13 protein-coding genes are annotated in these 13309 nt (G+C 68.8%); all 13 read left to right on the forward strand.

What is annotated here, in order from left to right; all coding sequences use genetic code 11:
• Positions 1 to 14: 14 nt before the first annotated feature.
• The 13 genes from MKK52_RS23050 to ppdK all read left to right on the forward strand — a co-directional run bounded on the left by MKK52_RS23050 (position 15) and on the right by ppdK (position 13240).
• The gene (locus tag MKK52_RS23050) at positions 15 to 1148 is read left to right on the forward strand and encodes an acetylserotonin O-methyltransferase (protein ID WP_243958418.1); all 1134 of its coding nucleotides are present in this window, start codon (positions 15 to 17) and stop codon (positions 1146 to 1148) included.
• Positions 1149 to 1247: 99 nt separating this feature from the next.
• Positions 1248 to 2186, forward strand: a complete 939-nt coding sequence (bchC, locus tag MKK52_RS23055) for a chlorophyll synthesis pathway protein BchC (RefSeq protein WP_243958254.1) — start codon at positions 1248 to 1250, stop codon at positions 2184 to 2186.
• Positions 2183 to 3187 (forward strand): chlorophyllide a reductase iron protein subunit X, encoded by a 1005-nt coding sequence (locus MKK52_RS23060; protein ID WP_243958256.1) that lies wholly within the window; start codon positions 2183 to 2185, stop codon positions 3185 to 3187. Before bchC ends, MKK52_RS23060 begins: the two co-directional genes overlap by 4 nt.
• 5 nt (positions 3188 to 3192) lie before the next feature.
• Entirely contained in the window at positions 3193 to 4722 is a 1530-nt protein-coding gene (gene bchY / locus MKK52_RS23065; protein ID WP_243958264.1) for a chlorophyllide a reductase subunit Y, read from the forward strand.
• Complete coding sequence (gene bchZ, locus MKK52_RS23070; RefSeq protein WP_243958272.1) at positions 4722 to 6188, forward strand: chlorophyllide a reductase subunit Z; 1467 nt, start codon at positions 4722 to 4724, stop codon at positions 6186 to 6188. The genes bchY and bchZ overlap by 1 nt, the downstream gene beginning before the upstream one ends.
• A gap of 28 nt (positions 6189 to 6216) precedes the next feature.
• Complete coding sequence (locus MKK52_RS23075) at positions 6217 to 6438, forward strand: hypothetical protein (RefSeq protein ID WP_243958274.1); 222 nt, start codon at positions 6217 to 6219, stop codon at positions 6436 to 6438.
• Between the two features lie 129 nt (positions 6439 to 6567).
• Complete coding sequence (gene pufB / locus MKK52_RS23080; RefSeq protein WP_238204760.1) at positions 6568 to 6804, forward strand: light-harvesting antenna LH1, beta subunit; 237 nt, start codon at positions 6568 to 6570, stop codon at positions 6802 to 6804.
• A 10-nt stretch (positions 6805 to 6814) separates the two neighbouring features.
• Positions 6815 to 7003 carry a light-harvesting antenna LH1, alpha subunit gene (gene pufA / locus MKK52_RS23085; protein ID WP_243958276.1) on the forward strand — a complete coding sequence of 63 codons (189 nt, stop codon included), beginning with the start codon at positions 6815 to 6817 and terminating at the stop codon, positions 7001 to 7003.
• Between the two features lie 66 nt (positions 7004 to 7069).
• Entirely contained in the window at positions 7070 to 7894 is an 825-nt protein-coding gene (pufL, locus tag MKK52_RS23090; protein ID WP_243958291.1) for a photosynthetic reaction center subunit L, read from the forward strand.
• 96 nt (positions 7895 to 7990) lie between these two features.
• Positions 7991 to 8971, forward strand: coding sequence for a photosynthetic reaction center subunit M (pufM, locus tag MKK52_RS23095; RefSeq protein WP_243958293.1), 981 nt, complete (start codon positions 7991 to 7993; stop codon positions 8969 to 8971).
• Between the two features lie 10 nt (positions 8972 to 8981).
• On the forward strand, positions 8982 to 10097 hold the full coding sequence (gene pufC / locus MKK52_RS23100; protein WP_243958294.1) for a photosynthetic reaction center cytochrome PufC: 1116 nt from the start codon (positions 8982 to 8984) through the stop codon (positions 10095 to 10097).
• Between the two features lie 114 nt (positions 10098 to 10211).
• Positions 10212 to 10364, forward strand: coding sequence for a DUF3096 domain-containing protein (locus tag MKK52_RS23105; protein ID WP_243958296.1), 153 nt, complete (start codon positions 10212 to 10214; stop codon positions 10362 to 10364).
• 188 nt (positions 10365 to 10552) lie between these two features.
• On the forward strand, positions 10553 to 13240 hold the full coding sequence (ppdK, locus tag MKK52_RS23110) for a pyruvate, phosphate dikinase (protein ID WP_243958298.1): 2688 nt from the start codon (positions 10553 to 10555) through the stop codon (positions 13238 to 13240).
• Positions 13241 to 13309: the final 69 nt, after the last annotated feature.

Below are 13309 nucleotides of genomic sequence, written 5' to 3' on the forward strand. Positions count from 1 at the left end.
GCCGGGGCGCGGCCCTGTCGGATCCCCCGGCGGCGCGCCCGCGTCCGCTCTCCGAGCGCTGGCTGGCGCTGCGCAACCGCCTCGTGGCGAGCCCGCGCTTCCAGCGCTGGGCGGCGGGTTTCCCGCTGACGCGGCGCATCGCGCGAGGGAACACACGCGCGCTGTTCGATCTCTGCGCCGGCTTCGTCTACGCGCAGGTGCTGACGGCCTGCATCCGCCTCGACCTGTTCTCGATCCTGGCGGAGGGGCCGATGACGATTGAGGCCCTGGCCGTGCGCCTCGGCCTGCCACCGGAGAAGGCGCGGACGCTGCTCCTCGCTGCCCGCTCCCTCGACCTGATTCGCGCTCTGCCGGACGGGCGCTTCGCCCTGGCCGACCTAGGCGCCGCCGTCACCGGCAATCCCGGCATCGCGGCGATGGTCGAGCACCACGCCCTGCTCTACGCCGACCTCGCGGATCCGGTCGCCCTGTTGCAGGGCCGCACGGAGCGCACGCGGCTCTCCTCTTACTGGCCCTATGCCGAGGGCGGCGCCGTCGCGCCGGGCGAGGCCGCCCCCTACGGCGCGCTGATGGGCACGTCCCAGGCGATGATCGCGCAGGACATCATCGAGGCCTGCGACCTGCGCGGCATCCGCCACTGGATGGATGTCGGGGGCGGGGAGGGGGCCTTCCTCGAAGCCGCCGCGCCGCACCTGCCGGGGCGCCGGCTCACCCTGTTCGACCTGCCCGCCGTGGCGGAACGGGCCGGCGCGCGCCTCGGCCGCGTCGGGCTCGGCGACCGGATCGCATGCATTGGCGGCGATTTCCATACCGGCTTGCCGGAGGGCGCCGACGCGATCTCCCTCGTGCGCGTCCTGCACGACCACGACGACGCACCGGTCCGGGCGCTGCTGCGCGCGGCCTATGCGGCGCTGGCCCCCGGCGGACGCCTCGTCATCGCCGAACCGATGGCGGGAACGCCCGGCGCGGAGCCGGTGGGGGACGCCTATTTCGGCTTCTACCTGCTGGCGATGGGCTCCGGCCGTCCCCGGACGGCAGACGAACTGTCACGCCTGGCCCACGAGGCCGGATTCGCGGCGACGAAAGAGCGCAAAACCCGTCGTCCCCTGCTCGCCCGTGTGCTCGTCGCACACAAAACCGGCAGATGACTGTTAAGACAGGTTGACGCGCAAAAGTGTCTATCTAGAATGACACTCAGGAGACCCGCCCCTGCGGTGTCGCCTTTGAGTCGGGCGGAAATTCCAGTCATGGACGCTCTCGCCGTCATCCTCGAACAACCGGAAAGGCTGGCCCTGCGGCGCCTGACCCTCACCGGCGCGGGTGTGGGCGACGCGGTGGTGGATGTCGCCTGGAGCGGCATCAGCACCGGCACCGAGCGCCTGCTCTGGTCCGGCCGGATGCCGGCCTTTCCGGGCATGGGGTATCCGCTGGTGCCAGGTTATGAGACCGTGGGCCAAGTCGCCGAGGCCGCCGCCGACGCCCCCGTCCGCATGGGTCAATGGGTGTTCGTGCCCGGCGCCCGCTGCTTCGGCCCGGTGCGCGGGCTGTTCGGCGGCGCGGCCTCCCGCCTCGTCGCCCCCGCCGACAAGCTTCTTCCCGTCGATGGGACGCTGGGCGAGCGCGCCTGCCTTCTGGCACTGGCCGCCACCGCCCACCGCGCGGCCGGCGGCATCGCGGAGGGCGAACGTCCCCTGATCGTCGGGCACGGCGTGCTCGGCCGGCTGCTGGCCCGCGTCGCCGTGGCGATGGGGGCCGAGCCGACCGTGTGGGAGACGAACGCCGCCCGCCGAGACGGCGCGGAGGGCTATGCCATCCTGGCGCCCGAGGACGATGCCCGCCGCGACTACACCCGCATCCTCGACGTGAGCGGCGATTCCGCCGGCCTCGACGGGCTGATCGCACGCCTCGCTCCCGGCGGTGAGATCGTGCTCGCGGGCTTCTACGAGGCGCCGCTCTCCTTCGCTTTCCCGCCCGCCTTCATGCGGGAGGCGCGCCTGCGCATCTCCGCCGAGTTCCGGCCGGGCGACCTCGCCGCCGTCACCCGCCTCATCGAGGTGGGGCGCCTGTCTCTCGACGGCCTGATCACCCACCGCGTGCCCGCCACGCGGGCCGAGGAGGCTTACCGGACGGCCTTCGCCGATCCGGCCTGCCTCAAGATGGTCCTGGATTGGAGGGACGCCGCATGAACGTTCAACTGAACAAGGCGGCCCTGGCCCAGGCGACGCAGCTGCGCGACGAAGCCGCCATCGAGCCCGATCCCGTCTCCACCGCCCCGGTAAAGAAGGAGACGCAGATCATCGCGATCTACGGCAAGGGCGGCATCGGCAAGTCGTTCACGCTGGCGAACCTCAGTTACATGATGGCCCAGCAGGGCAAGAAGGTGCTGCTGATCGGCTGCGATCCGAAGAGCGACACCACCTCGCTGCTGTTCGGCGGCAAGGCCTGCCCGACCATCATCGAGACCTCCACGAAGAAGAAGCTCGCGGGCGAGCAGGTTGCCATCGGCGACGTCTGCTTCAAGCGCGACGGCGTCTACGCCATGGAGCTCGGCGGGCCGGAGGTCGGGCGCGGCTGCGGCGGGCGCGGGATCATCCACGGCTTCGAGCTTCTGGAGAAGCTCGGCTTCCACGAGTGGGGCTTCGATTTCGTCCTGCTCGACTTCCTCGGCGACGTGGTCTGCGGCGGCTTCGGCCTGCCGATCGCCCGCGACATGTGCCAGAAGGTCATCGTCGTCGGCTCGAACGACCTGCAATCGCTCTACGTCGCCAACAACGTCTGCTCGGCGGTCGAATACTTCCGCAAGATGGGCGGCAACGTCGGCGTCGGCGGGCTCGTCATCAACAAGGACGATGGCACCGGCGAGGCGCAGGCCTTCGCGGAGGCCGCCGGCATCCCGGTGCTCGCCTCGATCCCGGCCGACGACGACATCCGCAAGAAGAGCGCGAACTACGAGATCATCGGCAAGCCGGACGGGCGCTGGGGCGACCTGTTCTCCGAACTCGCCGCCAACGTGGCCGGCGCCGCCCCGCACCGCCCGACGCCGCTGACCCAGGACGGGCTGCTCGGCTTGTTCTCCAGCGAGACGACGGGCCGCGACGTGGTGCTCGTCCCGGCGACGCAAGAGGACATGTGCGGGGTCGCCGAGGTGATCAAGCCGTCCCTCGAAGTCGTGTACGACGAGGTCTGACGCGCATGGCCGTCTCCCTCGACATCGCCGAACTGCGGGCCCGCAAGGCGGCCCCCGCCATCGACCTCGCCGCCACCAAGGGCGACGGGCTCGGCTGCCACGCCGGCAAAGACGCGATGCGGGAGGCCGCCGAGGCGGCCGGAATGTCCGAGACCCTGGCGCAGCTGCGCGAGGATTATCCGCAGGGTCCGCACGACCAGCCGCAGAGCATGTGCCCGGCCTTCGGGTCGCTGCGCGTCGGCCTGCGGATGCGCCGCACCGCGACGATCCTCTCGGGCTCGGCCTGCTGCGTCTACGGACTGACCTTCACCTCGCATTTCTACGGCGCCCGCCGGAGTGTTGGCTACGTGCCTTTCAACTCCGAGACGCTCGTCACCGGCAAGCTGTTCGAGGACATCCGCGAGGCGGTCCACGCCACCGCGAAGCCTGAGGATTACGACGCCGTCGTCGTCATCAATCTCTGCGTTCCCACGGCGTCGGGCGTGCCGCTGCGGCTCCTGCCGAAGGAGATCGACGGGGTCCGCGTCATCGGCATCGACGTGCCGGGCTTCGGCGTGCCGACCCATGCCGAGGCGAAGGACGTGCTGGCTGGCGCGATGCTGAAGGTCGCCCGCGCCGAGGCCGAACAAGGCCCGGTCCAGGCGCCGAAGGGCGGTCGCTCCGAGCGCCCGACCGTGGCGCTGCTCGGCGAGATGTTCCCGGCCGACCCGATGGTGATCGGCGGCCTGCTGGCGCCGCTCGGCCTCGCCGCCGGGCCGGTGGTGCCGACGCGGGAATGGCGCGAATTGTACGGCGCCCTCGACTGCTCGGTCGTGGCCGCGATCCACCCGTTCTACACGGCGAGCATCCGCGAGTTCGAGGCGGCCGGGCGGCCCATCGTCGGCTCGGCCCCCGTGGGCGTCGAAGGCACGGCCGCATGGCTGGAGCGGATCGGCACCGCCTGCAACGTCTCAGCCGAGACCATCGACGCGGCGAAGGCCGGCATCCTCGCCGGAATTCGCGGCGCGCTCTCGGCCTCGCCGATCAAGGGCCGGATCACACTGTCCGGCTACGAGGGCTCGGAGCTTCTGGTCGCCCGCCTGCTCATCGAGAGCGGCGCCGAGGTGCCCTACGTCGGGACCGCCTGCCCGCGCACGCCGTGGTCCGAGGCGGATCGCGATTGGCTCGAAGCCCATGGCTGCGAGGTCCGCTACCGGGCCTCCCTCGAAGACGACCTCTACGCCTTCCACCACTTCCGGCCGGATCTCGCCATCGGCACGACGCCGGTGGTGCAGAAGGCCAAAGAGGCCGCGACCCCGGCCCTCTACTTCACGAACCTGATTTCGGCCCGCCCGCTGATGGGCGCGGCCGGCGCCGGCTCTCTGGCGACGGTGGTGAACGCGGCGCTCCGCAACAAGCCGCGCTTCGATGCAATGCGCGACTTCTTCGAGGGCGTCGGCACCGGCCACGCCGCTGGCGTATGGCAGGAGTTGCCCCAACGCAAACAGTCACCAAAGGCGGAAGGTCCCAAAAAACCGATTGGGGAGATGGCGTAATGCTGATCCTCGATCACGACAGGGCCGGCGGATACTGGGGCGCGGTCTACGTCTTCACGGCGATCAAGGGCCTTCAGGTCGTCATCGACGGTCCGGTGGGCTGCGAGAACCTGCCCGTCACCTCGGTGCTGCACTACACCGATGCCCTGCCGCCGCACGAGCTTCCCATCGTCGTCACGGGGCTGGCCGAGGAAGAACTCGGCCGCCACGGCACCGAGGGCGCGATGAAGCGCGCCCATTCGACCCTCGATCCGGGTCTGCCCAGCGTCGTCGTCACCGGCTCCATCGCCGAGATGATCGGCGGCGGCGTCACCCCGGAGGGCACCGGCCTCCAGCGCTTCCTGCCGCGCACCATCGACGAGGACCAGTGGCAGGCCGCCGACCGGGCGATCACCTGGCTCTGGCAGGAATACGGGGCGCGCAAGTTCGCCAAGAAGGGCATCCCGGCCCGCCCCGCCCGCAAGGAGGGCGAGAAGCCCCGCGTCAACCTGATCGGCCCGGCCTACGGCACGTTCAACATGCCGAGCGACCTCGCCGAAATCCGCCGCCTCGTGGAGGGCATCGGCGCGGAGGTGAACCTCACCTTCCCGCTCGGCTCGCACCTCGCGGACGTGCCGAAACTCGTCAATGCGGATGCCAACATCTGCCTCTACCGGGAGTTCGGCCGGGGCCTCTGCGAGGCGCTGGAGCGCCCGTATCTTCAGGCGCCCATCGGCGTGCTCTCGACCACCAAGTTCCTGCGGGCGCTGGGCGAGATCCTGGGCGTCGATCCCGAGCCGTTCATCGAGCGCGAGCGCCACACCACGATCAAGCCGGTCTGGGACCTGTGGCGGTCGGTGACGCAGGACTTCTTCGGCACGGCGAGCTTCGGCATCGTCGCCACAGAGACCTACGCACGGGGCGTTCGCCACTTCCTCGAAGACGAGATGGGCTTGCCCTGCCACTTCGCCTTCGGCCGTTCCGCCGGGCTCAAGCCCGACAACGCCAAGGTGCGGGACGCCATCGCCAAGAACCCGCCGCTGGTCCTGTTCGGCTCGTTCAACGAGCGGATGTACCTCGCGGAGGCCGGCGGCCGGGCGACCTACGTGCCGGCCTCGTTCCCCGGGGCGATCATCCGGCGGCACACCGGCACGCCGTTCATGGGCTACGCGGGCGCGACCTACCTCGTGCAGGAGGTCTGCAACGCCCTGTTCGACACGCTCTTTCACATCCTGCCGCTCGCCCGCGACATGGACAAGGTCGAGCCGACGCCGGCCCGCACCCACCGCGAGCTGCCCTGGGACGCCGAGGCGCTGTCCGCCCTCGACCGCGCCGTCGAGGCGCAGCCCGTCCTTGCCCGAATCTCCGCCGCCAAGCGCCTGCGCGACGCGGCCGAGCGCGCCGCCCGCACGGCCGGCGCCGACACCGTTGCCGCCGGTCATGTGACCGGCGCGCGCACCACACTCAGCGCGGGGATCCCCGCATGAGCCGCCTTTCACGAGAGGAGACCTGAGGATGCGTACGATGGCCCCGACCGCGCGCCTGCATCAGGAGGAACTCCAGTTCCGGCTGATCCTGGCCGCGACTTACCCCTTCTTCCTCGCCGCCGCCGCCCTCGCCCGGATGTCGCCCGCCCGCAAGCCCGCCCATGCGGGCCTGCCGGCGCCGCACCGTTCGGTCTTCGGCGAGGCCCGGGCGATGGCCGTGCAGGCCATTCCCTTCGCCTTCATGGGCTGAGCGTTCGCGCTTCAGCCCAGACACGAGACGCTTCCGTCCGGTCACGCGGGGGAAGTGAGGCCGCGCCACACGCGGCAGCACCCGTCGCGCTTCGCAAGAGGCGCGGCCAACACACGGAGGTCTTAAACCATGGCTGGTGGACCCATCACGACTGAGAGACCGAGCAGCCTGTCCGGGCTGACGGAACCGGAGGCCAAGGAGTTCCACGCGATCTTCCTGACGAGCTTCCTCATCTTCACGGCGATTGCCGTGGTCGCCCACATCCTCGTCTGGCTGTGGCGCCCGTGGCTTCCCGGACCGCAGGGCTACGCCTCCCTCGAAGGCGTGACCGACACGGCCCGCGCCCTCGTTTCGATGATCGGCTGAGGAGGATCGGATGCACAAGGTTTGGTTGCTTTTCGATCCGCGGCGCACGCTGGTGGCTCTGTTCACCTTCCTCTTCATCCTCGCGCTGCTGATCCACTTCATCCTGCTCTCGACCGACCGGTTCAACTGGCTGGAAGGTCCGAAGGCGAACAAGGCCGCGAACGCCATCACGCTCGCGCTGCCGGAAATGCCGGCCTGACATCACTGAGCGGAGGGGCGGACGTCGCCGCCCGCCCCTCCGAACGACGAACGGGAGGTCTTCGCCATGGCGATGCTGAGCTACGAGCGCAAATACCGGGTCCGCGGCGGCACCTTGCTCGGCGGCGACCTCTTCGACTTCTGGATCGGCCCCTACTTCGTCGGATTCTTCGGCGTGACGGGGATCTTCTTCACCGTGCTGGGTACCGCCCTGGTGATCTACGGCGCGGCCCTCGGGCCGACCTGGAACATCTGGCAGATCAACATCGCCCCGCCGGACATCAGCTACGGCCTCAAGCTCGCGCCCCTGAAGGAGGGCGGGCTCTGGCAGATCATCACCATGTGCGCGCTGGGCTCGTTCGTGTCCTGGGCGCTGCGCGAGGTCGAGATCTGCCGCAAGCTCGGCATCGGCTACCATGTGCCGATTGCCTTCGGCATGGCGATCTTCGCCTATTTCACTCTGGTGGTGGTCCGCCCGTTCCTGATGGGCGCCTGGGGCTACGGCTTCCCCTACGGCATCCTCTCGCACCTCGATTGGGTGTCGAACACCGGATACCAGTATCTCCACTTCCACTATAATCCGGCGCACATGCTGGCGGTGACGTTCTTCTTCACCACCACCCTCGCCCTGGCGATGCATGGCGGCCTGATCCTCTCGGCCACCAATCCCAAGAAGGGCGAGACGGTGAAGACCCCCGAGCACGAGGATACCTTTTTCCGCGACACGATCGGCTATTCGATCGGCACCCTCGGGGTTCACAGGCTCGGCTGGTACCTCGCGCTGGCGGCGGGCTTCTGGAGCGCCGTCTGCATCGTGATCAGCGGCCCGTTCTGGACCCAGGGCTGGCCCGAATGGTGGGGCTGGTGGCTCAACCTGCCCGTGTGGCGCTGACGGGTATCCCGCAAATTTCCCGCAGTCCGCGCGGGGCATGTCGCGGACGCTGCGAGCCGGGTCGGGTCAGCCGACCGGCCTCGGGGGGATCGGACGATGGCCTACTACCAGAATTTCTTCACCCAGGTTCAGGTCCGGCCGCTTGAGCCGGAGATGGGCGTGCCGGTCGCGGTCAACGACCGCATCGGCAAGCCGTTCAACAGTTATCTGTTCGGCCTCATCGGTAACAGCCAGGTCGGGCCGATCTACATCGGCTACATCGCGGCCCTGTCGATGGTCTGCGGGCTGATCGCCTTCGAGATCATCGGCCTCAACATGTGGGCGTCGGTGAACTGGGATCCGGTGCAGTTCGTGCGCCAGCTTCCCTGGCTCGCCCTGGAACCGCCGCTGCCGAAATACGGTCTGCGCATCCTGCCGCCGCTGGCGGAGGGCGGCTGGTGGCTGATCGCTGGCTTCTTCCTCACCGCCTCGATCCTGCTGTGGTGGGTTCACCTCTACCGCCGCGCCAAGGCGCTGGGACTCGGCACGCATGTGCCGTGGGCCTTCGCCAGCGCCATCTGGCTCTACCTCGTCCTCGGCTTCATCCGGCCGATCATGATGGGCTCGTGGTCCGAGGCGGTGCCCTTCGGCATCTTCCCGCACCTCGATTGGACGGCGGCGTTCTCGCTGCGCTACGGCAACCTGTTCTACAACCCGTTCCACATGCTCTCGATCACCTTCCTCTACGGGTCGGTGCTGCTCTTCGCGATGCATGGCGGGACCATCCTCGCCTGCTCGCGCTACGGGGCGGATCGCGAGATCGACCAGATCGTGGATCGCGGCACGGCCACCGAGCGCGCCGCCCTGTTCTGGCGCTGGACCATGGGCTTCAACGCCACGATGGAATCGATCCACCGCTGGGCGTGGTGGTTCGCGGTGCTGACGACGCTGACCGGCGGCATCGGCATCCTCCTCACCGGCACGGTGGTGGACAATTGGTACCTCTGGGCGGTCAAGCACGGCGTCGCGCCGTCCTACCCGCAGGTCTACGGGCCGATCGTCGATCCGGCCCATCTCAGCCCTGTCGTGAAGCCGTGAGGAGGGCGCAATGAAGACCGTTCTCTCCGTGGCGGGGGCCGCCCTGGCCCTCTTCCTCACCATCGCGATGTTCGGCGGGGCGGGCTGGACCCACCCGCCCATGGCCAACAAGCAGACCGGTTTCCGGGGCACCGGCATGGACCTCATCCGCACCCGTGCGGGCAACGAGGAACTGTCCGACGCCAACCGGGCGCCGGCCCCGGCGGACCCCGCCGACGCCTCAGGCGACAAGGCCTCGGCCGTCTACGAGAACGTGCAGGTGCTGGGCGATCTCTCCGCCGAGCAGTTCAACCGCGTGATGGTGTCGATCACGGAATGGGTCGCGCCGCAGCAGGGCTGCACCTACTGCCACAGCACCGAGAACATGGCCTCCGACGAGCTGTACCAGAAGCGCGTCGCCCGCCGCATGTTCCAGATGACCCAGCACATCAACTCGACCTGGAAGGAGAAGCACGTCCACGAGGCCGGCGTGACCTGCTACACCTGCCACCGGGGCAATCCCGTGCCGGCCAACGTCTGGTTCGACACGCCCCCGCCCTCGGCCGGTTCGAAGTTCATCCCGCGCAACAACGGCCAGAACCGCGCCTCGGCGAATGTCGGCCTGACCTCGCTGCCCTATGCCGTCTTCGACGAGTACTACGGCAAGAAGGACGTGCCGGAATCCTTCGTGCGGGTGAACGCCACGACCGCTCTCCCCGAATCGAAGAGCAAGCCGATCCAGGACGCGGAGCGCACCTTCGCGATCATGATCACCATGTCCCAGGCGCTGGGGGTGAACTGCACCTTCTGCCACAACACCCGCTCGGTGGCGCAGTGGGACACCAGCACCCCGAACCGGGTCCATGCGTGGTACGGCGTGCAGATGGTCCGCGACCTGAACCAGGACTACATGCACCCGCTGACGACGACGTTCCCGGCGGCCCGCCTCGGTCCGACCGACGACGTCGCCAAGATCAGCTGCGCCACATGTCACAACGGCGCGAACAAGCCGCTGAACGGGGCGAACGTGATCTCGCCGTACCCGGAACTGGCCAAGCCGACGACAGAGGTCAGCCTGCCCGTCGGCGAGGCCAAGGATCCGATCCCCGGCACGAACACGCCGACGCCCAAGCCCCCGCCGATGTAGTCCGCGCCCGGCCGCTCCCCGCGTGAGGGGAGCGGCCGACATCGTGCGTCGAGGAACCCTTCAGGCCGCCCGGACGTCTCCTCCTCACGGCCGAGCTTGGCCGGAGGACGGACCATGACGATCACGATCTCGCACCTGCAGCCGATCATCGCCATCGTGGCGGGCATCCTGATCCTCGTGATGCCCCGGCTGCTGAATTTCATCGTCGCGATCTACCTGATCGCGGTCGGCGTGATCGGCCTCGGCCTGTTCCGCGGCCTCTCCTGATCCGGTTTCGGCGAGGCCCGTCCGCGCGTCCATGGCCCCCCTTTCGGTGGATGGACGTCACGGGCGGGATTTCGTCACATGAGGCTGCCGTTTCGCACTGCCCGTTCATCTTGCGTTGCAGTGCCGAATGGTTCACCCCGCCGTGAAGGGCATTCACGGCCCAACGGCGAGCGACGAGCGGTATCGAGATGGCTGGCGACGCGAAGTGGGTCTACGCTTTCGGTGATGGCAAGGCCGAGGGTAAATCGCAGATGCGCGATCTGCTCGGCGGCAAGGGCGCGAATCTGGCCGAGATGTCGAATCTCGGCCTCCCGGTGCCTCCCGGCTTCACCATCACCACCGAGGTCTGTACGTATTACTACGACCACGGGAAGAGCTACCCGCCGGAACTGAGGGACCAGGTCACCGCCGCCCTGGCGCAGGTCGGCAAGCACACCGGCCGCGCCTTCGGCGACGCGAAGGCCCCGCTCCTCGTGTCCGTCCGCTCCGGCGCCCGCGCCTCCATGCCCGGCATGATGGACACGGTGCTGAACCTCGGCCTCAACGACGAGACCGTGACGGCGCTGGCCAAGGAGGCCGACGACGAGCGCTTCGCCTACGATTCCTACCGCCGCTTCATCACCATGTACTCGAACGTCGTGCTCGACGTGGAGCACCACGCCTTCGAGGAGGCGCTGGAGCAGTACAAGGAGACGAAGGGCTTCGACCTCGACACCGAACTCGGCGCCGAGGACTGGAAGACCCTGATCCAGACCTACAAGAAGATCGTCCGCGAGCAGCACGGCTCGGACTTCCCGCAGGGCGCCGACGACCAGCTCTGGGGCGCCATCGGCGCCGTGTTCAATTCCTGGATGATTCCGCGCGCGAAAAAGTACCGCGAGCTGAACAGCATTCCGGAGAGCTGGGGCACCGCCGTCAACGTGCAGGCGATGGTGTTCGGCAACATGGGCGACACGTCGGCCACCGGCGTGGCCTTCACCCGGAACCCCTCCACCGGTGAGCGGGCGCTCTACGGCGAGTTCCTGATCAACGCCCAGGGCGAGGACGTGGTGGCGGGCATCCGCACCCCGCAGAACATCACCGAGAAGGCCAGGGAAGAGGCCGGCAGCGACAAGCCTTCGATGGAGAAGGCCATGCCCGAGAGCTTCGCGGAGCTGACCCGGATCTACGGGATCCTGGAAGGCCATTACCGCGACATGCAGGACATGGAGTTCACCATCGAGAAGGGGAAGCTCTGGATGCTCCAGACCCGCAACGGCAAGCGCACCGCCAAGGCGGCCCTACGCATCGCCGTGGATCTGGCGGCCGAGGGGCTGATCTCCCGCAACGAGGCCATCGGCCGCGTGGAGCCCTCCGCCCTCGACCAGCTGCTGCACCCGACCATCGACCCGAAGGCCGAGCGCAAGGTGATCGCCAACGGCCTGCCGGCCTCGCCGGGCGCGGCCACGGGCCAGATCGTGTTCAACTCGGAGGATGCCGAGGCGCATCGCAAGGCCGAGAAGAAGTGCATCCTCGTGCGCGTCGAGACCTCGCCTGAGGACATCCACGGCATGCACGCGGCCGAGGGCATCCTCACCACGCGCGGCGGCATGACCAGCCACGCGGCGGTGGTGGCGCGCGGCATGGGCAAGCCCTGCGTCTCCGGCGTCGGCACGATCCGCATCGACTACAAGGCGCAGACGATGACCGTCGGCGGCCAGATGCTGAAGGCGGGCGACAAGATCACCATCGACGGCTCGACCGGACAGGTGATCCTCGGCGAGGTGGCGATGCTGGAGCCGGAGCTCTCCGGCGACTTTGCGACGCTGATGGAATGGGCCGACGGCATCCGCACCATGAAGGTGCGCACCAACGCCGACACGCCTACCGACGCCCGCACCGCGCGCAACTTCGGCGCCGAGGGCATCGGCCTCTGCCGCACCGAGCACATGTTCTTTGAGGGTGACCGGATCATCGCCGTGCGCGAGATGATCCTGGCCGACGACGCCGAGGGCCGGAAGGCGGCGCTGGCGAAGATCCTGCCCTATCAGCGGCAGGACTTCATCGAGCTGTTCAAGATCATGTCCGGCCTGCCGGTGACGATCCGCCTGCTCGATCCGCCGCTGCACGAGTTCCTGCCGCACACCGATTCGGAGGTGCAGGAGGTCGTGAAGGCGACGGGCGTGTCGGAGGACAAGATCCGCCAGCGGATGCGCGAGCTTTCCGAGCACAACCCGATGCTCGGATTCCGCGGCTGCCGCCTCGCCATCGCCTTCCCGGAGATCGCCGAGATGCAGGCCCGCGCCATCTTCGAGGCTGCCATCCAGGCCGCCGAGGAGACCGGCAAGCCGGTGACGTCAGAGGTGATGGTGCCGCTGGTCTTCACCCGCGCCGAGTTCGACCTCGTGAAGGCCCGCATCGACGCCACGGCGAAGGCCGTCGAGCAGGAGAAGTCGGCCAAGCTCGACTATCAGGTCGGCACGATGATCGAGCTGCCCCGCGCCGCCCTGATGGCGGGCCAGATCGCCGAGACGGCGGAGTTCTTCTCCTTCGGCACGAACGACCTGACCCAGACGGCGCTCGGCATCTCCCGCGACGACGCGGCGACCTTCCTCGGGCCCTACACCCAGAAGGGCATCCTGCCGGCCGACCCGTTCATCACCATCGACCAGGAAGGCGTGGGCGAACTGGTGCGGATCGGCTGCGAGCGCGGCCGGGCCACCCGCGCGAACATCAAGCTCGGCATCTGCGGTGAGCATGGCGGCGATCCCGCCTCCATCGCCTTCTGCCAGGAGGTCGGGCTCGATTACGTCTCGTGCTCGCCCTACCGCGTGCCGATCGCCCGTCTCGCCGCCGCCCAGGCGGCCCTGGGCAAGGCCCACGCGGGCGAGGGCTAGCGCCCTCCCGGCGCCCCCCGTCGCCGGGAGGGGGGCGCCGCCAAGCTTTCGACAAGCATAGCGGTGCAA

This window comes from Methylobacterium sp. J-067 (assembly GCF_022829465.1).
Taxonomy (GTDB): domain Bacteria; phylum Pseudomonadota; class Alphaproteobacteria; order Rhizobiales; family Beijerinckiaceae; genus Methylobacterium; species Methylobacterium litchii.